Source organism: Cognatiluteimonas telluris, assembly GCF_011320095.1.
In the GTDB taxonomy this organism is placed as follows: domain Bacteria; phylum Pseudomonadota; class Gammaproteobacteria; order Xanthomonadales; family Xanthomonadaceae; genus Cognatiluteimonas; species Cognatiluteimonas telluris.
In genome coordinates this window covers 57,361-77,241 of the sequence record NZ_JAANOY010000002.1, presented here as the reverse complement: position 1 = coordinate 77,241, position 19,881 = coordinate 57,361, and the positions used below count along the sequence as shown (strand labels likewise).

Here is a 19,881-nt window from a genome sequence, read left to right as displayed (position 1 = left end):
GGGACTGGCTCACCTGGCGCCCCCGGTTACTGCTTGCCGGCCCGGGTGGCTTTCGCTTTCGCCTTCGCCACCTGCGGCCTGGCTTCGCCGCCGAGGATCTGCACGACGCTTCCGTCGCGCAATGCGGTCTTGCCGGCGACGACGACCTGGTCGCCTGGTTGCAGGCCCTGGCGGACCTCGGCCCACGAGCCATCGAGATAGCCGACCTTGATCGGCACGCGCACGGCCTTGCCGGCGCGGATCGCGAATACCGCCGGATCGCTCTCGTCGTCCAGCAGCGCGATGCGCGGCACGACGAGTGCGTTCGCACGCTGGTCGTAATCGATCTTCATGCGACCGAACATGCCCGGCTGCAGCAGGCCGCCGCCGGCGAACGCGCAGATCACGCGGAACGTGCCACTGCCGGAATCGACCACCGGCGCGACGCGATCGACGGTGCCGTCGAAGGTCTTGCCCGGCAAGGCATCCACCTGCAACTGCACCGGAAGGCCGGCCTTGAGCGTTTCCACCTCGCGCTCCGGGACGTTGAGCGTGGCTTCGAGCTTCGACGTATCGACGATACGGAAGATCGGCGTATTGATCTGGACGAAGTTGCCCGGCTTGATCGAGCGTTGCGCAATCACGCCGGAAATCGGCGCCACGACGTTCGCATACGACAACTCGAGATTGGCGAGGCGATTGGTGGCGCGCGCGTTTTCCAGGTCGTACTTGATCTGGTCGATGTCGTTGGCGCTGATGAGCTTCTGCGCGGCCAGTTGCCTCGAGCGGGCGTAATTGGCTTCGAGCTTGCGCATCTGCGTGGCGGACTGCGCGGCCTGCAGGGCGGCGCGTGCCGAGTCCAGACGCACCAGTACCTGGCCCGCGCGCACCACCTGGCCTTCCTCGGCCATCACCGCCAGGGCGACGCCAGAGGTCTTCGCGACCACCTGCGACTCTCCGCTCGCCTCCAGCGGCGCGGTGCCGCTGTAGCTGGCGGCGATCGGGCGACGGGTGACCTTGGCCACTTCGACCGGCACGGCAGCCGGGCCCTTGGCTGCTTCCTTGGCATCTGCGCTCCCCTCCCCCCCGCGCTTGCAGCCGCCGGCAAGCAGCGCCACGGCGGCCAGGGCGACCAGCAGGAACAGGGCAAACCCGCGTCGCCTACCCCGGCTGCGGGGGGGATGGCTCGAGGAAGCAAGGGGGAAAGAGGGCATTGCGGCGACCTGTTGTCTGGTGTTGTACATAGGTATATCACCCACGCATCCTTGGCAAATCGGCCATAGGTCATGGTGGGACCGGTGGGATGTGGTTCGGAGGGCGATGGTCCATGCCCGATATGGATGGACCATCACGCGCGCGTTCGGTTCGATGGCGATGCCAACCCGCGATCCTGGCAGGCGATTGGGCAAAAACCGCCGCCTCGCTATACTGATGCGCTTTCACATCGCGCGGTTGCGATCTCGGAATCCATCCGTGGCCTCTTCGTCTTCCGACCGGGAAAACGCCCCATGATCCGACCGTTGTTGCTTGCCTCGTGCCTGACCCTGGCCACCACCGCATTGGCGCAGACGCCGGCGCCATCTTCCGAAACCGCCACCGCCGCGACCGCCACCCAGGCACCCGCCGCCGCTTCCACGCCCGTCGGCGATGCGGCCCGCGGCAAGCAACTCACCTACACGTGCCAGGGTTGCCACGGTGTCACCGGCTACAAGAACGCCTATCCGAACTACCACGTGCCGATGATCGGCGGGCAGTCGCAGCAATACCTGGTCAACGCGCTGACCGAGTACCAGCAAGGCACGCGCAAGCACCCGACCATGCAGGCGCAGGCGTCGAGTTTCTCGGCGCAGGACATCGCCGACATCGCCGCCTTCATCTCCAGCCTGAAGTGAGCAGACACCCCATGACGAAGACGCCACTCGCCATCGCCCTGCTCGCCGCCAGCCTGGCGCTCGCCGCCTGCACGCCGGCGGACGAAACCCCGGCCGGGCATTCCTCGACCGACCGCACTGAAGGCCATTCCTCGTCCTCGGCCGGATTGCCGCCGGGCAATGTCGAAGCCGGTGAGAAGATCGCGACCACCAAGAACTTCGAAACCGGCCAGGCCTGCGTCGATTGCCATGGCCCCTCGGGCAATGCGCCGATCGACCCGACCTATCCGAAGCTCGGTGGGCAGTACCACGATTACATCGCCCACTCGCTGCAGATGTACCGCGACGGCGACCGCCAGAATCCACTGATGGCCTCGCAGGCCAGGAAGCTCACGGACCAGCAGATCGCCAACGTCGCCGCGTACTTCCACTCGCAACCGACGAAGCTGCGCGACCTTCACGGGCTGGATTGATTCGTCGGGGATCGGGATATGAAAAGGGGCCGGTGGCCCCTTTTCGTTCCTGGACGATTTTTATCTGATCATTGCCCCCCCCGCTTGAATAGCCGTAGGATCGGGAAGCCGAGACGGCATGGACTCAGGGAGAGAGATCAATGAAATCGATTTTCGTATCGATGATGGCTGTGCTGCTGGGGTTTGCGTTCGCCGTGGCACCGCCACCAGCAAAGGCAGTGACGCCTGTCGATTGCTCCAATACCTCCTGCAAAGTCACCACTTGCGATTCAAAAGTATGCACGGTCTACCTTTGCGAAAACCGCGTGTGCTCAATCGTCGGCTCTTATCCAAACCCAGACCCGCATCCGACCAAGCATGCAAGCATCGTTACCAACCAAGGCCCACTTCCACCCAGTGGCGAATGCGACGTTTCGGGTAATGAACCATGCGCAATCAAGTTTTGTGCGAATGGCACATGTACCATTTCGCTTTATGACAAGAAATCCAGGTCTTTCGTTCCAATCGGTGAAGTAGAAGACGCGGGCAAGGCGATCGACAAGATGATCAACAACGCCAATTCGACTTTGAATCCCCATAATCGATAATTCCGAACGCGAACAGGAAAAGGGCCTACGGCCCTTTTCTTGCATCTGCGCCAACGATTAGCGGGGTTCGCGCAGGCTGTCCTGGTCTTCCTGCAGGTCGGGCTTGAACGGAATGTCCGGCGGCGGGCGCGCGGCCGCTTCCTGGTCGTTGAGGTTGGGGTCGCTGACCCCGCAGGCACCGCCGAACTGCAGCAGCGAGACCACGCACTGGATCTTCTTGTTCGTGCCGGGGATCGGAATGGCGATTTCGCGGATCCCCTTGCGGACCCACTCCTCCAGCAACGTGCCGGAGGGAACCCAGTACTGGTCGAATCGCGTCGGCGTGTAGTCGTTGGGCGGGCGCTTGAGCCAGGAACCGGCACGGTCGAGCTGGTCGCGCGTCCAGTGATCGCTGCCTGGCGGGAAGCCATCGCCTGCGGAGTCGGTCCCGGCACCCAGGCGCGGCGAACCGTCGCTGTTGAACAATCCCGGGCCCGCGCCCGGGGTCCCGCCCGGACGATTGCGGGCGGCGGCGCCCCAGTCGTCGCCGCGCTTCGGGCTGGGCCAGGCCCCCGGCGTGGCCGTCACCGGACCGCTGCCCGGAACGGTCGCTGGTCGAGTGCCAGGCGGTGCCACCGCGGTCGCCCCCTCAGGCGTCTTGCCAGGCGCCCGCGAGGGAGCCGGCGTTCCCTGCGTCGGTGTTTGGGCGATGGCCGGGGACGTGCTGGTGCTCGCCGGCGCATTGGCGATTTCCGTTGGCGCGGCCTGGGCGGTGTCGGCTTCCCGTAGCGGCACGTCGGCCACGGCCTGCCGGATGCGGGGTACGACCGCCGGCACCGTGACCGGTCTGGATTGCTCGAGCCTGGGCAAGGGTTCGACGATCTCGATCTGCGCCGGCGCGGTTTCAAGCCGCGGCACGGCAATCCCCTGTTGGGGAATCGTGGCGTCCAGCGGGCGAACGGGTGGCGGTGCCTGGACGAGTTCGATCGCCTGCAATGGAGCCTGCAGGGTGGGCGGCACGACGGGCCGGGGCGTGATCTCCACCTGCGGGGGCGTCGGCGGCGGCAGCACGAACGTGGCCTCCGGCGTCGTCCGCTGGGTAACCTGCAAGGGTTGTTCCGCGGTCGGTGCCGGCGGCTGCGGCGGAGCCGGCGTGGCCGCGGGCGCGGGAATGGCGGCCGGCGTCGCCGATGCAGCCGCAGTGGGCCGCTTCGACGGGTTCGTTGACGCCGGCCTTGCCGAGGCCGCGCGTCGCGCGACCGTTTCGGCTGCGGTTGGCGGCGGCGAGGATGCCTGGGATGTCGGCGCGCCACCGCCGCCATCCTGCGGGGTGCCTTCACCGATGAACTGGACTTCCACGACGTCCTCGCCCGCGGTAGCCGGGATGAGCGACACGTGCACATAGGCCAGCCACAACAGCACCAGCAGCAACAGCACGTGGATTCCGAAGGTGAGGGCCAGCGCCAGCAGTCGAACGCGGCGCTCCTCCAGCTCGGGGGCCTGCCATTGCTGTCGCCACAGCGTGGCAAAGGCGCGCCAGCGATCGAGTTCGTCGGCGTGGCGCGGTGGCAACGCCGGCTCGCGCTGCAGGAAGATCGCCACGACGGCGTCGGCGCTGGCGCCAGTGATGCGTCCGGCGCGCTCGGCCATTGCCTGGAACCAGCGGGCCCAGCCTTCCGGGAATTCGCCGGGGGGAAGCTCCGGCCGCAAGGAGCGGCGTCCGCGCCTGCGCAGCGCTTCGATCAGGTCCGTGGCGGAAAACATTCCGTGCGGCCCCCACTCGGCCGCGCGGTCAGGCCGCGTCGCGCGGCATGTATGGCGCCTGGCCGCTGTCGTGGTCGGTGGCGTCGCGGACGGCCGTGACTCCGGGGACCTTGCCCAGCAGGGTTTTCTCGATCCCCTGCTTGAGGGTCACGTCCGCCATGCCGCAGCCGTGGCATCCGCCACCGAAGCGCAGCACCACGACGCCATCGCCGGTCACTTCCTGGACTTCGACATGGCCACGGTGCTGCGCCAGTTGCGGGTTGACCTCATGCTCGACGGTCCAGCGCACGCGCTCGACCAACGATGCCGATTCGGCAGGGGGATGGCCCTTGATGCCAGGCGCACGGATCTGCAACTGGCCCCCGGTCGCCTGCTGGGCGAAGTCGATCTCGGCGCCATCCAGGAAGGGAACGCTGGCCGCGTCGACCCACAACGTGAATCCCGCGCAATCGATCGCCCACTCGTCACCGCGCAGGTCCGCCGGTTCGGCGAATTCGAGCCGTACATCCGCGCGAGGCGTTCCCGGCTCGACCGCGGCCAGCCGCACACCCATGCCGGGCAGGTCCTCGCGCTCGATCAACCTGCGGAAGTGCGCCTGGGCCGACTCGGAGATCTGGATCATCCGGCTATTCTAACGGCCATGCCGTCGCACGCGTCCGCACCCATGCGCAGGATGCGGATCGTGATGCGGCGGGCATTCATCCGCAGACCGGAGCATCGACCATGAACGACCTGATCCCGCTGGCGCAGGCGCATTGCCTGCCACGCAAAGGCCGCGAGCACCAGCTCAGCCAGGCCCGCATCCGTGAACTGCTCCCCGAGGTCGCAGGCTGGGATCTGGTGGAGGACGGGCATGCCCTCGCGCGCACATTCCATTTTCCCGACTACCACCGGACGATCGCCTTCGTGAACGCACTGGCGTGGATGGCCAATCGCGAGGACCACCACCCCGACCTGGGGGTGCATTACGACCGCTGCGCCGTGCGCTATTCCACCCATGATGTCGGTGGCCTGAGCGAGAACGATTTCATCTGCGCGGCCAGGACCAACGCACTGGTCGAGTGACCGTCCGAGCCGGGCGCGGCAGCCCTCCATCGGCTCGTGACATCGCCCCGCCCGGCATTGCGTGCGCGCACCCGAGGCAATCGCAGCCTGCCCGGACTGGCAGTGGGAACCACGGCCGCGGCGACGGTGGACGCGGTGTCCGCCCCCGACCGATCGAGTCGACCTGGCTACCGGGCGGCGCGCACGTCCCGATCAACGGCTGGCAGCCCCGTCCGGGTCGCAACCAAACCCGTCCCGGCCGGGCTATGCTCGAGGTCGCCATGAGCGCGATCACCAATGACGGCGGGCCCGAGCAGTCGCTCCGCATCAGCCAGTTGTATGCGGCCCTGGGCCAGATCAACCAGGCCGTCGTGCGCGTGGACAATCGCGAGCGGCTGTTCCGCGATGTCTGCAAGGCGCTGGTGGTCTCCGGCGGCTTCAAGATGGCCTGGATCGGCTGGCGCGATGGCAACCAGCCCATCGTGAGCGTCGCAGGCCAGTTTGGCGATACGGACGAGTACCTGGCGGACATCTCGGTTCGCCATGACGATACGCCGGAGGGACGCGGTCCCGTGGGCGTCGCGATCCGCGATGGCGTGCCATCGGTCATCAACGACTTCACCGCCGCTGCCCACCTGCACCCCTGGCATGCGGCCGCGCTGCGTTGCGGTTTCAATTCCATCGGCGCCTTCCCGATCCGCATGGCCGGCGAAGTCTGCGGCGCACTCGCCAGCTATTCCTCCGAACGCGGCTTCTTCGGTCCGGCTGAAATCGAGCTGCTGTCGAAGGCCGCCGACGACATCTCGTTCGCGCTGGACTACCGGCGCATGGACCAGGTGCTGGAGGAACGCGAAACGACGTTGCGCGCGTTCTACAACGGCTCGCCGATGATGATGGGCGTGGCGGAGCTCACGCCTGACGGCGAGATCATCGCCGTTTCAGTCAACGAAGCCACCGCACGTCGCTACCATCGCAGTGCCGAAGAAGTCTCATTGCTTACCGCGCGCCAGGCGGGAATGGGCGAAGAAGAACATGCGATCTGGCTGGCGAAATATCGCGAGGCCGAGGCGACGGGCCAACCGGTGCGCTTCGACCTCGCTGGCGACTGGCTCGGACGGCGCACCTGCCTCTCGGTCGTGGTCTCGCTGATCGGGCGAACGCCGCAAGGCAATCCACGGCTGTGTTTCATCAGCCACGACGTCACCGAACGCGTCGACGCCGAGGAAACCATCCGTCGCCAGAACGAGCTCTACCGGCTGGTCCAGCGTGCGACCAACGACGCGATCTGGGATTGGGACCTGGTCACGGGGGCACTGAGCTGGAACGACGCGATCCACACCCTGTTCGGCTATCGCCCGGGCGACGTCCGCAGTGCGGTCGACTGGTGGCAGGACAACATCCATCCCGACGACGTCGCGGAGGTACTGGCGGGCATTGAGCGCCTGCGCGCCGAGGGCCGCACCTTCTGGTCGCATGAATACCGGTTCCGCCGGCACGACGGCAGCTATGCCTACGTGCTCAACCGCGGGCACGTCGTGCACGACGAGTTTGGCCGGGCCGTGCGCATGATCGGTGCGATGGTCGACCTGAGCGGGCGCAAGCGCGCCGAACAGGTCCAGGTGGCGTTGCGGCAGATTTCCGATGCCGCGCAACTGGCGCCCACGCTCCCGGAGCTGTTCAGCCGCATCCACGAGATCGTCGGCCAGCTGCTGCCGGCGAGGAACCTGTTCGTCGCTCTCTACGACGCGCGCCGCGACGAGCTGAGTTTTCCCTACTACGTCGATGAATTCGACGCGGCACCGGCGCCGCGCGCGCTGGATAGCGGCACCCTTGCCGGCCGCGTTATCCGGCTCGGGCAGGCGTTGCTGTTCACCCCGGACACGCCGCAGGTCGGCGATTACGAAAAGGCGACCATCGTCGGGACCGATTCACTCGACTGGCTGGGCGTGCCGCTGAAATCGCAGGCAGGCACGATCGGCGCGCTGGTGGTGCAGAGCTACTCGGGCGACGTGCGCTACACCGAGGAACACAAGACGCTGCTCGAATTCGTCTCGGGCCAGGTCGCGACGGCGATCGTGCGACGACAATCGGAAGACGCGTTGCGGGTTTCCGAGGCTCGGTTCCGGCTGCTGTTCGAGCAGAACCTCGCGGGCGTGTTCCGTTCGCTCCCGGACGGCCGCATCCTCGAATGCAACGATGCGTTCGCACGCATGCTGGGCTACGAGTCGCGCGCGGAAATCCTCCCGGTCAACAGCAATGCGTTCTATTTCGATCCCGGGGATCGGGCGCAATACCTGGACAGCCTGCGCGCCACCGGATCGCGGAGCAATTACCTCACCCGGTTGCGACGCCGCGACGGCGCTGAAGTCTGGTGCATGGAAAACGTCAGCCTGGTACGCGACGAACTCGACGCACCTGAAATCATCCAGGGAACGCTTGTCGATTTCAGCGAGCGCCGGCGCTTCGAGGAGGCGCTGCACCTGAGCGAATCCCGGCTGGAGGAAGCGCAACGGCTGGCGCACCTGGGAAGCTGGAATTGGGACCTGGCGACCCAGGTCCTGAGCTGGTCCGACGAGTTGTGCCGGATCTATGGGGTGGACCCGGAACACCATGTTCCCGGATTCGAGGATTTCCTTGCCCGCGTTCACGACGACGACCGCGAGCGCGTGCGCGGGATCGTGTCGCAGGCGCTCCAGGATCGGAAATCGCCGAGTTTCGAATTGCGGATCGTGCGGCCCGATGGCGAGGTACGCACGATCTTCGACCAGAGCGAGGTCCTGCTGGATGCCACCGGCAGGCCCATCGGCATGACCGGCGCCTGCCTGGACATCACCGCACGCAAGCTCGAGGAGCAGCTGGAACACGATCGCAGCGTGGTGCTCGAACAGGTGGCGCAGAACCAGCCGCTGCCGGAGGTCCTCGCCAACATCTGCCGCATGCTGGAAACGCAGATCGCGCACAGCCGCTGTTCGGTCCTGCTGCTCAAGGACGGGCACCTGCAGACCGGCGCCGCTCCGGGGCTGCCGGCCGGCTACATGCAACGCATCGAGGGGCTGAAGACCGGGCCCAACGCAGGCGCCTGCGGCACGACTTGCCATACCGGCCTACCGACCATCACCGAGGACATCGCCCGCGACCCCTCTTGGGACGCCTATCGCGACCTTGCCGCGGAATACGACCTGCGCGCGTGCTGGTCGCTGCCGATTCCCTCCAACGACGACGGCGTCCTGGGCGCCTTCGCGCTCTATCCCGACCAAGCGGGGCCTCCGACGCCGCGTGCACTGGACCTGCTCGGCATGGCCGCGAAACTGGCGGCGGTGGCGATCGAACATCACGACCTCACCGACAAACTCTCGCACCAGGCCCAGCACGACGGTCTTACCGGGCTTCCAAACCGACTGTTGTTCCAGGACCGGCTTGCCCAGGCGCTGGCGCAGGCGCAGCGCAACGGGCGCCAGGTCGCCGTGCTGTACATGGACCTGGACCGGTTCAAGCACATCAACGACACGCTCGGCCATTCCTCCGGTGACGCGCTGCTGCGCCAGGTCGGCAACCGGCTCGCGGAATGCATCCGCCAGAGCGACACCCTCGCCCGCCTGGGCGGCGACGAGTTCACCGTCGTGCTGACCGACCTGGCCGACGCCAAGGACGCGATGATCGTGGCGCGCAAACTGCTGGAAACGATGCGTGATCCTTTCCTGGTCGAGGGGCGCGAATTGTTCACCAGCATTTCCCTGGGGATCAGCATCTTCCCCACCGATGGCGCCGATGCCGAGACACTGATGGTCAACGCCGACATCGCCATGTACCGCGCCAAGGATGTCGGCCGCGACAATTTCCAATGGTTCGCGGCGGAGATGAATGCCCGCGCCAAGGACCGCATGGACCTGGAGAGCCAGTTGCGCCACGCGCTGGCCCTGGGACAGCTGAGCCTCAACTACCAGCCGCAATGCGGTGCACAGGGGCATATCCGCGGTTTCGAGGCGTTGATGCGCTGGCACCACCCGGTGCTGGGGCAGGTGCCGCCGGGCCGCTTCATTCCACTGGCCGAAGACAGCGGCCTGATCGTGCAGATGGGCGAATGGGCGCTACGCGAAGCCTGCGCCCAGACGCGGCTGTGGCGCGATGCCGGTCACGGCGACATCCGAATCGCGGTCAACGTCTCGGCAGCGCAGTTCAAGCGCGCCGACTGGGTCGACACCGTGCGCCGTGCCCTGCGCGACACCGGCCTGGCGCCGGACGCCCTCGAACTGGAGATCACCGAAAGCCTGCTGCTGCAGGGCGTATCCGAGACTTCGGCCAACCTGATCGAGCTTCGCAACCTCGGCGTCGGCGTGGCCATCGACGATTTCGGTACCGGCTATTCCTCGTTGAGCTACCTGCACAAGCTGCCGGTGACCACGCTCAAGATCGACCAGTCGTTCGTGCGCGACATCGGCGCCAAATCCATTCCCGGCCAGGAAGACGCACCGATCATCCGCACGATCATCGCGCTGGCGCGGAACTTCGGCATGAGCGTCGTCGCCGAAGGGGTGGAAACCCCGGCACAGCGCGAACTGCTGCTACGGCTGGGTTGCGACGGGTTGCAGGGCTACCTGCTGCACGAGCCGTTGACGGTGCGCGATGCGACCGAACTGCTGGAGGGCCGCACCCGGGCGGCCCAGGAGCAACGCGAACCCGCCTGACGGCCATTCCGGGGCGCACCCGGGTCGCCGCAACAGGCAGGCGCCCGGACGGCCCTTGGGTCGCTTGCGCGATCGCGTCGGGCTCAGGCAAGCCGATCGAGGACGTCCACCAGTTCCGGCGACAGCGGCGCATTGAGCAGGTAAGGCGATGCACCACCGTCGAGCGCGAACTCCAGCGTCGAGGCGTGCAGGAACATCCGCCTGAGCCCCATCTGGTCGCGCAGGCGCTTGTTGGCGGTCTCGTCCCCGTACTTGTCGTCGCCGGCCACCGGATGGCCGATGTGGCGGGCGTGTACCCGGATCTGGTGGGTGCGGCCGGTTTCGATCCGCACTTCGCAATAGGACTGGCCGCCACGCCGCTCCAGCACCTTGAAATGGCTGAGCGAGCGTTTGCCTGAAGGATTCACCTGCACATGGCGCTCCCCGCCCTGGCGCAGGCCAACGTGCAGCGACGCATCGACCGACATCACCCCGTCGGGCATGCGGCCGGCCAGCAGCGCCAGGTAGCGCTTGCGGATGCCGCCGGCGCGTCCGCCGTCCTCGCGCATGAGCGCCTGCAGTTCGGTCAGGGCCGAGCGCTTGCGGGCGATCAGGAGCAGGCCGGACGTGTCGCGGTCGAGCCGGTGCACCAGCTCCAGCGACTCGCGCGGGCGCAGCGCGCGCAGGGTCTCGATCGCGCCGAAGGCGATCCCGCTGCCGCCGTGGCTGGCGACCCCGGCCGGCTTGTTGATGGCCAGCAGCCGCGCGTCCTCGAACACGATGCTCGCTTCCAGCGCCTCCATCAGCCCCCGCGCCGGGGTGCCGCGGTCAGCCGCCTCCTCCAGCCGGACCGGCGGGATCCGCACCTGGTCGCCGGCTTCGAGCTTGCGTTCGGCCTTGACCCGGCCGCCATTGAGGCGCACCTGGCCGGAGCGCAGCAGCTTGTAGACCAGGCTGCGGGGGGCCCCCTTGAGGTAGCCGAGCAGGAAATTGTCGATGCGCTGGCCGTCGCGATCTTCGGCGATCGTCACCGTCCGGGCACCCATGTGGGAGGCGGGCGGTGAGGACGGGGCCTGCGGTGGACGGTCGGGGTCTGAATGGGTCATCCGGGAGCCTGATCTGCTACACTCGCCGGGCGAGGTAAGGGTTTGATTTCGCAGGGAGTCCTTCGACGGGCTCAGGATGAGCGGGCCGTAACGACCTGTTCGCTGATGTGTCGAGAGCCGGGCCGAAAGCCCACCTCCCCCGCGATTTCCGACAGCGCGCGACCACCGTCCACGGGGCGGCCATGTTAGCGGCTGGCGGACAGATCCGGGCATCGCCCGATGCGTCAGACATCGGCGCTGAACACGACCCGCGCGACGCACCGGCAAGGAGCATGGCTCCAGCAGGCGCGACGCCGGCCCGGCAACACTTGAAAAGAGACAAGCGCTCCCGCGGCCCGCCGTGGTGTCGAAGCGCTGGAACACTTGAAGCCGCGCCGCGCGTATTCGCGCAGCGCAGGCTCGCGGTATCCAGAGGCGAACGCCCCCGGCGTCGTCGCGCGCAGAAGCGCGTGAGGACGCAACAATGAAACGCATGCTGATCAATGCGACGCAGGCCGAAGAACTGCGCGTCGCGATCGTCGATGGCCAGACCCTGTACGACATCGACATCGAGCAACCCTCGAAAGAACAGAAAAAGTCCAACATCTACAAGGGCCGCATCACCCGGCTCGAGCCTTCGCTGGAAGCGGCCTTCGTCGAATACGGCGGCGAGCGCCATGGCTTCCTGCCGCTGAAGGAAATCTCCCGCGACTATTTCCAGGCCGGCGTCGACCCCAACAAGGCGACGATCCGCGAACTCCTGCGCGAAGGCCAGGAAGTCGTCGTCCAGGTCGACAAGGACGAGCGCGGCAACAAGGGCGCGGCGCTGACGACGTTCATCTCGCTGGCCGGTCGCTACATGGTGCTGATGCCCAACTCGCCCACCGCCGGCGGCGTCTCGCGCCGGATCGAGGGCGACGACCGCGCGGCGCTGAAGGAGGCGATGGACAAGCTCGCCATCCCCGACGACATGGGCGTGATCATCCGCACCGCCGGCGTCGGCCGCGACGCCGAAGAGCTGCAGTGGGACCTGGATTACCTGCTGAGCGTCTGGAAGGCGATCGCCGAGGCCGCGCTGACCAAGCCGGCGCCGTTCCTGATCTACCAGGAATCGCGGCTGATCATCCGCGCGCTGCGTGACTACATGCGCGCGGACGTCGGCGAGATCCTGGTCGACACGCCGGAGATGTACGAGGAGGCCCTGGAGTTCGTGCAGCAGGTGATGCCGCACAACCTGCGCAAGCTCAAGCACTACACCGACGATACCCCGCTGTTCAACCGCTTCCAGATCGAGTCCCAGATCGAGAACGCGTACGAGCGCAACGTGCGCCTGCCGTCCGGTGGCGCGCTGGTGATCGACCAGACCGAGGCCCTGACCGCGATCGACGTCAACTCCGCGCGCGCCACCAAGGGCGGCGACATCGAGGAAACCGCGTTCAACACCAACCTGGAAGCGGCCGAGGAAGTCGCCCGCCAGATGCGCCTGCGCGACCTCGGCGGCCTGGTGGTGATCGACTTCATCGACATGTCGTCCAACCGCCACCAGCGCGACGTCGAGAACAAGCTGCAGCACGCGCTGCGCTTCGACCGCGCGCGGGTGCAGCTGGGCCGGATCTCCAAGTTCGGCCTGCTGGAGATGTCGCGCCAGCGCCTGCGCCCGTCGCTGGGCGAATCCAGCCAGCTGGTCTGCCCGCGCTGCGAAGGCCACGGCCGCATGCGCAGCATCGAGTCGCTGTCGCTGTCGATCCTGCGCGTGGCCGAAGAGCACGCGATGAAGGAGAACACCGGGCAGGTGCTGGTGCAGGTGCCGGTGGAGATCGGCAATTACCTGCTCAACGAGAAGCGCCGCGCGCTGAGCGAAATCGAACAGCGCCATGACGCGCCGATCGTGATCGTCGCCGACGACCAGCTCGAGACCCCGCATTACGAGGTCACCCGCCTGCGCGAGAACGAGCTGGGCGAGGAGTCCTCGCGTCCGAGCTACCAGCGCGGCACGCCGCGCAAGCTGGCGACGATCGCGCTGACCAAGGCCAACCTCAACGTGCCGGCGACGCCCGCTGTCACCAACGTCAGGCCCGCGCAGCCGGCGCCGATCCGCGAGCCGCGGGAGGAAGCGCCCGTCGCGGCGCCGATGCCGGCCGCAATGGCGGCGCCGACGCATTCGGTCGGCATGGTCGAGCGGATCCTGCGGTTCTTCCGCGGCACCCAGGCGGCCACCGCGGCCCCGGCCGCGCCCGCCCGCCCGCAGGAATCGCGCGGTCGCAATGAACGCAACGATCGTGGCGGCCAGCGCCGCGACGGCCGCGGCAAGACCGGTGCGCGCAATGAACCGCGTCGTGACGAGTCGCGCCGTGACGAGCCGCGCGGCAATCGCCAGCAGCAAGCCGCGCAGCCGCGCCAGCAGGACGGCAAGCCGCGCAACGAAGGGCAGCCGAAGCAGCAGAAGCAGCAGAAGCAGGCCGATTCGCGCCAGGCCGATTCGCAGCGGCAGCCGGCTCCGGCCACGGCGAAGGCCTCGCCCGAGGACAACCGGCAGCCCCAGGCACCCCGTCCGCCGCGCCTGCCGCGCGCAGACACCGCCCAGGCCGCCGTCATCCAGCCGGCTTCGACCGATGAAGCCGCCAAGCCGCAGACGCCGATCTCAATCGCCTCGGCCAGCCTGCCGGAAACCATGCCGTCCAGCGTCCAGGCCACGGCCGATGCGCCCGTCGGCGACGCGGAATCCACGCAAGGCAGCGCTGGCGAAGGTGGACGCCGTCGCCGCGGCCGTCGTGGCGGGCGTCGCCGCCGTCGTGGCGGCGCCGAAGGTGGCACCGCCGGCGAGGGCGCGTCGCAGGACCAGGATGATTTCCTGCCCGAGGACGTGTCGGCCGCGCAGCGCTCGCAGCCGGAGTTCGACTTCGAGGAGGAGGACGCGGCGCCCGCCGCCAGCACCGCGCTGCCGATGACCCAGGCTGCCGCACGCGAAACACAACCGCCGGTCGCCGACCGCGATGCCCGCGAGGATGTCGCCGACAGCGACAAGCCGGCGATGGCTGAAGGCAACCAGGATTCGGTCGTGGTATCGCGCCCGTCACCCGCGCCGGTCGCGGGCGCCTCTCCGGTGAGGATGGAAACCGCGCGAGCTTCCGAGGTGTCCGCGCCGGAAACAGCCACGCCGGCGGCATCGGTCGCTTCGGTGCCCGCTGCGATTGCGTCGGCGGCGCCCGCTCCGGGCGCATTCCCGGCCTCCGCCGCGGCGGCTCCAACGGGGCCGGTTCCCGCGGCGCCGGCTCCCGTCGCATTGCCTGTTGCAGCATCCACGCCAGGGGAGATGACGACGGCACCGGCTGCCGCAGCGCCCATCGAGCGTTCCGAAGCTGCGCCGCCGTTGATCGTGGCGGCTCCGGTGACGCCTGCGCCGATGCCACCCGCGCACGCGTCCCATGCGCCGGTTGGGCCGGCGAACGACACGGCGATCGGCAACCCGATGCGGCAGCAGACCGACGATCGGTTCAGCGCCGGGGAGCACGCGTCTGTCACCGAGCGCGCAGCGCCCCCGCCTGTGCCCTTCGCGCTCGAACCCGCGGAATTGGCCCCTGCCCCGACGGCGGCCGTCGGCACACCGGAAAACGGCGGCATGGCATCCCTGCCAAGGACGGCAGGCCTGTTCGATGCACCGCCTGTGGCAGCGCTCGAAGCCGACCCGGCGGAAGCCGCGGCCATCGCCGTCGCCCAGCAGGACGATGTCCCGCACGGCGAATCCAGCGACAGACGGGAAGACAACGCCTGATCCACCCTGAAGCCCCGGCACCGCCGGGGCTTCGCACATCAGGCGCCAGCGACCGCGGCCCCCGCTCAGGACGACCGCCCCGGTAGGAGCGGCGGCTTCAGCCGCGAGCCCTTTGCCGACGAAGCCGCACCCACGCATCCCGGATGCGCTTGGCTTGCCCGGGCGACGGTTCCCGCGGTTCAGGCCCCACCGCACCGGCGATGCGGCATCCGCCGCGCTACAGCGCTGTCGCGGGATTCGCGAGTCCGTACTGCCCGGCCATCCTCGCCAACGCGATGTTGTCCTGGACGCCCAGCTTTTCGAACAACCGCGTCTTGTGCGTGTTGACGGTCTTCGCGCTCAGGCTCAGGCGCTTGGCGATGTCTTCCTGGCGCAGTCCCTGGGTGAGCAGCATCGCGACCTCCAGTTCGCGCGCCGACAGGGAATCGAACGGAGAGCCATCGCCATCGACGCCATACAGGGCCAGGTTCTGCGCCACGCTGCTGGCCAGGTAGCGCTTGCCGCGGGCGACGTCGCGCACGGCGCGCAGCAGTTCGCTGGCATCGCCGCCCTTGCCCACGTAGCCCGAGGCGCCCACCTCGAGCAGGCGCTTGGGCATCGGTCCGTCCTCCAGCACCGACACCACGATCACGCGCGTGCCGTGGTTGCCCTTGAGGATGCGTTCGGTCAGTTCCAGGCCGCTGACGCCCGGCAGGTGCAGGTCGCACAGCACCACGTCAGGCGCGAGCTTGCGGATCTGCGGCAATGCGTCCTCACCGCAGTCGGCTTCGCCGACCACTTCGATGTCGGTTTCACCCGACAGGATCATGCGCATCCCTGCGCGTACCAACGCGTGGTCATCTACCACGTAAACGCGGATGGTCATCCTTGTCACCTCTCCTGTTCGATCCCCCCGCCGCGAGCCTAGTGGCGCTGCCGGCCGCCCGCAAGTCGAGGTCGGCGGGCTCCGCTAGAATGCGCGTTTCCAGGAGAGATGGCCGAGTGGTTTAAGGCAGCGGTCTTGAAAACCGCCGTGGTAGCGATACCACCGTGGGTTCGAATCCCACTCTCTCCGCCATGAATGCGCCCGCGTGCGAACGTGCGCCGGCCCGGGTGCGCACCGCACGGGGCGGTGCGACTGCAGGTGCACCTGCCGCGCCGCCCCAAGCGGTGCCGCCGCACGCGAATTTCGACGCGATGGCAGCCAGCACGGTTCGCGAACTTGCCGCCGCGTTCCCTGCCTGTAATCTCCACCCAGCCGTCGCGACAGGCGACGCCCGGGGAATGCGTTGATCCAGTCGGTCTGGCCCTATCTCGCGGTGATGCTGCTGTGCGCGGGCATCTTCCCGACGCTGGAACGCGCACTTGGCTGGCGGCTGTTCACGATCATGCCGCCGATCGTGCTGACCTACCTGCTGGTCACCACGCTCGCGGTCTGCGGGTTGTGGACGGTCAATGGCGACATCCGCTCCGCCCAGAAGCTGCTGGTCGACACCCTCGTCCCGGCCCTGCTGTTCCTGCTGATGGTCAACTGCGACCTGCGCGCGATCTTCGCGCTGGGGCCGCGCGTGCTGGCGGTGTTCGCATGCACCAGCGCCAGCCTGTTCATCGCCTTCATCGCCACCTTCCTGGCGTTCCGTGGCCTGTTGCCGCGTGCTGGCGGCTGGCAACCGCTGGCCGCATTGAGCGGCAGCTGGGTCGGCGGCACCGCCAACATGATCGCGGTCAAGCAGGCGATCGGGATGCCCGACTCGCTGCTCGCGCTGTCGCTGCTCACCGATGCGGTGTGTTACTCGCTGTGGGTCGCCGTGCTGTTCTCGGTGGCGCGACTGGCGCCTGCATTCAACCGCTGGACGCGTGCGCGCTCCAGTGCCGAACTCCCCTTCGCGGCATCTGCGCCCGGCGCACCAACCTCGCCCGATCGGGTCCTGGTGTGGCTGGGGCTTGCGTTGCTGGTGGCCACCGCAAGCACCGGGATCGCCGCGCGCCTGCCGACATCGCCGATGCTGACCGCGACCACCTGGCGGATCCTGCTCGCGACGGCCGCCGGGCTGGTCGCCGCGCACACGCCACTGGCGCGGTTCGCCGGCGCCGGCGCGGTCTCCAGCGCGCTGCTGGTGGCGGTCGTGGCGGTGCTTGCATCGCAAAGCAATTTCGAAGGCATCGCGGCCGCGCCTATCTACCTGGCCTGCGGATTGAGCATCATCGCCATCCATGCGCTGCTGCTGGCATTGGCCGCGCGGCTGTTCCACTTCGACCTCTACCTGTGCGGCATCTCATCGCTTGCCCACATCGGCGGCGTCGCGGCGACGCCGGTGCTTGCCGCCAGTTACGCACCGGTCCTGGTGCCGGTGGGGGTGCTGCTGGCATTGCTTGGGTACATTCTTGGCACCGGATTCGGCCTGGTGATGGCATCGGTGCTGTCGGGGATGGCGGGATGAGGGCGCAGCAAATCCAGGTGGTGGCGATGAGGTCGGCGGAACATCCACGGCGGACGCGGTTCCCGCGACGCGCAGCCAGGGGCGCGAACATAGTGCTGCTGGGCGTGCTGTGCATCGCATCCAACGCAATGGCAACGGGCACGCAGGCGACGGCGCTTGTGCCTGGGATCCGCGAGGCATACCTCACGCCGGCTTACTGGATCGCGCGCCTGCACCACCCGGATGCGGCACTGCTCGACCGAGCCGCCATCGCCCGCCAGAACGCCCGCCTGACGCGCCTGGATCCGACCATGCATGACCTGCGCACGCTACCCGCGCAGTTGCCGCGCGCTCAGGTCGCGGAATGGATCACGACGCTGTCCACGCCGCCCGTCGTGCCGATGTTCGATGCCAGCGGTGCGCCGGTCGCACCGTCCATGCTCGACGCCATCGTTGCCAATCGCGCGCTGGACACGATCCCCGAAGTCCAGCCCATCCGCTATGGGCTGGTGGTGCGTCGCGCGGCGTTGCGTGGTTTTCCTTCGGCCGCGCGGATGTTCTCCACGCCGGGCGACACCGACATCGATCGCTTCCAGGAGAGCGCGCTGTTTCCCGGCACGCCGGTGGCGATCATCCACCAGAGCCGCGACCGGCAGTGGTTGTTCATCGTCAGTCTCCGCTACGCGGCGTGGGTGGCGCGCGAGGCCATCGCCGAAGGCAGCCGGCAACAGGTCTTCGATTACGTCGATCGCGCGCCCGCGCGCTGGATCACCGGTGCCCGCGTGCGCACGGTGTTCACCCCGGAAGCGCCGTCCGTGTCCGAAATCGACGTCGACATGGGCGTACGCCTTCCATTGGCCACCGGCGCGGCCGATGTCGTCAACGGCCAGAACGCCTACACCGCGTGGCCGGTGCTGTTGCCGGTGCGGGCCGACGACGGCAGCCTTCGATTCGCAGCGGCACTGATCCCGAAAATCGCCAGCACGTCCGCGACGCCGCTGCCGCTGACCCGACGCAACGTGCTGCGCCAGGCGTTCCGGTTCCTCGGCGAGCGTTACGGCTGGGGACACGATTACGGCAGCCGCGACTGCAGCGGCTTCGTGTCCGAGGTCTATCGCAGCATGGGGGTGCAGTTGCCGCGGAACACCGGCGACCAGGCGCGCAGCCCGGCGCTGGCTCGCCTGCATCCGGCCACCGCCGCGGAACGGCAGGCGGCGCTGCGCAGCCTGCGCGTCGGCGACCTGGTGTACCTGCCCGGGCACGTGATGCTGGTAATCGGCCGCATCGGCCAGGAGCCCTACGTGATCCACGACATCCATCGCGGTAACGTGCGCGACGCGAACGGCGCCCTGCGGCCACTGCATCTCAATGCGGTCTCGGTGACACCGTTGACGCCACTGCGCTTCGACGACGGCACCCGCTTCGTCGATCGCGTCACCGACATCGTCCGCATCCGGGCCGCACCATGAATTCCCCAGCCATGCCATGGCGGCGTTTTATTGCGCCGCTCGTCCTGACCGCACTGCTGGCGGGCTGCGTCCATCGGCCGCCAGCCGCCACCGAAGCCATCCGCTGGCAGCAGGCGATGCAACTGGTGCTGGTGACGACCGCCGACTGGGATGCCGACCACGGCATCCAGCGCCGCTACGAACGCAGCGCCGGCGACTGGCGCCAGGTCGGCGACGCGCAACCGGTGATGATCGGCCGCAACGGCGCCGCCTGGGGCCTGGGCCTGCATTCGGACGGCCACCCCGGCCCGAAGAAACGCGAAGGCGATGGCCGCAGCCCGGCGGGGGTGTTCCCGATCGGCGAAGCCTTCGGCTATGCACCCGCCGCGGCCACGGCGTTGCACTACGCGCCCATGCGCGCATCGGATTACTGCGTCGACGTCAGCGGTTCGCCCTACTACAACCGCATCGTCGACGCTGATCTGGTCGGCCAGGCCGCGGTCGCGCAGGCGACCGAACCGATGCGCCGCGACCTGCATGCCGATGGCGACCAGCGTTACCGGCTCGGCTTCGTCATCGGGCACAACCGGCAGGCACAGGCCATGGGGGGCAGTTGCATCTTCGCGCACCTGTGGAAATCACCGGCCGATCCCACCACCGGATGTACCGCCATGGCGCCGTCGACGATGGAGGCACTGCTGGGGTGGCTGCGCCCGGAGCGAATTCCTGTCTTCGTGCTGCTGCCGATGGCCGAGTACCGGCGCCTGCGCGCGGCCTGGCGGTTGCCGCGGATCGATCCGTCGACCTGATGCCGAC

General features: G+C 68.1%; 14 protein-coding genes and 1 tRNA gene. 10 read left to right on the top strand and 5 right to left on the bottom strand.

Going from position 1 to position 19,881, the window contains the following annotated elements; all coding sequences use genetic code 11:
- Positions 1-26: 26 nt before the first annotated feature.
- Positions 27-1,193, bottom strand: coding sequence for an efflux RND transporter periplasmic adaptor subunit (locus G7B67_RS02125; protein WP_166207089.1), 1,167 nt, complete (start codon positions 1,191-1,193; stop codon positions 27-29).
- Positions 1,194-1,490: 297 nt separating this feature from the next.
- Between G7B67_RS02125 and G7B67_RS02120 the strand changes: the two genes are divergently transcribed.
- The 3 genes from G7B67_RS02120 to G7B67_RS02110 all read left to right on the top strand — a co-directional run bounded on the left by G7B67_RS02120 (position 1,491) and on the right by G7B67_RS02110 (position 2,910).
- A complete protein-coding gene (locus tag G7B67_RS02120) occupies positions 1,491-1,871 on the top strand; it encodes a c-type cytochrome (RefSeq protein WP_425482402.1) in 381 nt (126 codons plus the stop codon).
- Positions 1,872-1,882: 11 nt separating this feature from the next.
- Positions 1,883-2,323 (top strand): c-type cytochrome, encoded by a 441-nt coding sequence (locus G7B67_RS02115; RefSeq protein WP_166207083.1) that lies wholly within the window; start codon positions 1,883-1,885, stop codon positions 2,321-2,323.
- A 140-nt stretch (positions 2,324-2,463) separates the two neighbouring features.
- Positions 2,464-2,910: a hypothetical protein gene (locus G7B67_RS02110; protein WP_166207080.1), complete on the top strand. Its 447-nt coding sequence runs from the start codon at positions 2,464-2,466 to the stop codon at positions 2,908-2,910.
- Positions 2,911-2,967: 57 nt separating this feature from the next.
- Here the strand turns inward: G7B67_RS02110 and G7B67_RS02105 are convergent, their stop codons facing one another.
- Positions 2,968-4,653, bottom strand: coding sequence for a hypothetical protein (locus tag G7B67_RS02105; protein ID WP_166207077.1), 1,686 nt, complete (start codon positions 4,651-4,653; stop codon positions 2,968-2,970).
- Positions 4,654-4,681: 28 nt separating this feature from the next.
- A complete protein-coding gene (locus G7B67_RS02100) occupies positions 4,682-5,275 on the bottom strand; it encodes an NfuA family Fe-S biogenesis protein (protein ID WP_166207074.1) in 594 nt (197 codons plus the stop codon).
- A 101-nt stretch (positions 5,276-5,376) separates the two neighbouring features.
- Here G7B67_RS02100 and G7B67_RS02095 point away from each other — a divergent pair, with 101 nt between their 5' ends.
- Together G7B67_RS02095 and G7B67_RS02090 are read left to right on the top strand one after the other, a co-directional pair.
- Positions 5,377-5,718, top strand: a complete 342-nt coding sequence (locus G7B67_RS02095) for a 4a-hydroxytetrahydrobiopterin dehydratase (RefSeq protein WP_166207071.1) — start codon at positions 5,377-5,379, stop codon at positions 5,716-5,718.
- A 260-nt stretch (positions 5,719-5,978) separates the two neighbouring features.
- The gene (locus tag G7B67_RS02090; protein WP_166207068.1) at positions 5,979-10,382 is read left to right on the top strand and encodes a bifunctional diguanylate cyclase/phosphodiesterase; all 4,404 of its coding nucleotides are present in this window, start codon (positions 5,979-5,981) and stop codon (positions 10,380-10,382) included.
- An 83-nt stretch (positions 10,383-10,465) separates the two neighbouring features.
- Here G7B67_RS02090 and G7B67_RS02085 read toward each other — a convergent pair whose 3' ends face one another.
- Entirely contained in the window at positions 10,466-11,407 is a 942-nt protein-coding gene (locus G7B67_RS02085; protein ID WP_166207065.1) for an RluA family pseudouridine synthase, read from the bottom strand.
- A gap of 523 nt (positions 11,408-11,930) precedes the next feature.
- Here G7B67_RS02085 and G7B67_RS02080 point away from each other — a divergent pair.
- Positions 11,931-15,218, top strand: a complete 3,288-nt coding sequence (locus G7B67_RS02080) for an Rne/Rng family ribonuclease (RefSeq protein WP_207780855.1) — start codon at positions 11,931-11,933, stop codon at positions 15,216-15,218.
- A 217-nt stretch (positions 15,219-15,435) separates the two neighbouring features.
- Here G7B67_RS02080 and G7B67_RS02075 read toward each other — a convergent pair whose 3' ends face one another.
- Positions 15,436-16,083, bottom strand: coding sequence for a response regulator (locus tag G7B67_RS02075; RefSeq protein WP_166207062.1), 648 nt, complete (start codon positions 16,081-16,083; stop codon positions 15,436-15,438).
- A 102-nt stretch (positions 16,084-16,185) separates the two neighbouring features.
- Between G7B67_RS02075 and G7B67_RS02070 the strand changes: the two genes are divergently transcribed.
- The 4 genes from G7B67_RS02070 to G7B67_RS02055 all read left to right on the top strand — a co-directional run bounded on the left by G7B67_RS02070 (position 16,186) and on the right by G7B67_RS02055 (position 19,874).
- Positions 16,186-16,275, top strand: a tRNA-Ser gene (locus G7B67_RS02070).
- A gap of 211 nt (positions 16,276-16,486) precedes the next feature.
- Entirely contained in the window at positions 16,487-17,638 is a 1,152-nt protein-coding gene (locus G7B67_RS02065) for a DUF819 family protein (protein ID WP_166207059.1), read from the top strand.
- A gap of 26 nt (positions 17,639-17,664) precedes the next feature.
- Positions 17,665-19,086 carry a C40 family peptidase gene (locus G7B67_RS02060; protein WP_166207687.1) on the top strand — a complete coding sequence of 474 codons (1,422 nt, stop codon included), beginning with the start codon at positions 17,665-17,667 and terminating at the stop codon, positions 19,084-19,086.
- The gene (locus tag G7B67_RS02055) at positions 19,083-19,874 is read left to right on the top strand and encodes a L,D-transpeptidase family protein (protein WP_166207056.1); all 792 of its coding nucleotides are present in this window, start codon (positions 19,083-19,085) and stop codon (positions 19,872-19,874) included. Before G7B67_RS02060 ends, G7B67_RS02055 begins: the two co-directional genes overlap by 4 nt.
- The last annotated feature ends 7 nt before the right edge of the window (positions 19,875-19,881 follow it).

What these genes read in the sequence shown, in the direction of transcription:
- G7B67_RS02125 (WP_166207089.1), bottom strand. Translation starts at nt 1,193, where the DNA reads ATGCCCTCTTTCCCCCTTGCTTCCTCGAGCCATCCCCCCCGCAGCCGG.
- G7B67_RS02115 (WP_166207083.1), top strand. Translation starts at nt 1,883, where the DNA reads ATGACGAAGACGCCACTCGCCATCGCCCTGCTCGCCGCCAGCCTGGCG.
- G7B67_RS02110 (WP_166207080.1), top strand. Translation starts at nt 2,464, where the DNA reads ATGAAATCGATTTTCGTATCGATGATGGCTGTGCTGCTGGGGTTTGCG.
- G7B67_RS02105 (WP_166207077.1), bottom strand. Translation starts at nt 4,653, where the DNA reads ATGTTTTCCGCCACGGACCTGATCGAAGCGCTGCGCAGGCGCGGACGC.
- G7B67_RS02100 (WP_166207074.1), bottom strand. Translation starts at nt 5,275, where the DNA reads ATGATCCAGATCTCCGAGTCGGCCCAGGCGCACTTCCGCAGGTTGATC.
- G7B67_RS02095 (WP_166207071.1), top strand. Translation starts at nt 5,377, where the DNA reads ATGAACGACCTGATCCCGCTGGCGCAGGCGCATTGCCTGCCACGCAAA.
- G7B67_RS02090 (WP_166207068.1), top strand. Translation starts at nt 5,979, where the DNA reads ATGAGCGCGATCACCAATGACGGCGGGCCCGAGCAGTCGCTCCGCATC.
- G7B67_RS02085 (WP_166207065.1), bottom strand. Translation starts at nt 11,407, where the DNA reads ATGGGTGCCCGGACGGTGACGATCGCCGAAGATCGCGACGGCCAGCGC.
- G7B67_RS02080 (WP_207780855.1), top strand. Translation starts at nt 11,931, where the DNA reads ATGAAACGCATGCTGATCAATGCGACGCAGGCCGAAGAACTGCGCGTC.
- G7B67_RS02075 (WP_166207062.1), bottom strand. Translation starts at nt 16,083, where the DNA reads ATGACCATCCGCGTTTACGTGGTAGATGACCACGCGTTGGTACGCGCA.
- G7B67_RS02060 (WP_166207687.1), top strand. Translation starts at nt 17,665, where the DNA reads ATGAGGTCGGCGGAACATCCACGGCGGACGCGGTTCCCGCGACGCGCA.
- G7B67_RS02055 (WP_166207056.1), top strand. Translation starts at nt 19,083, where the DNA reads ATGAATTCCCCAGCCATGCCATGGCGGCGTTTTATTGCGCCGCTCGTC.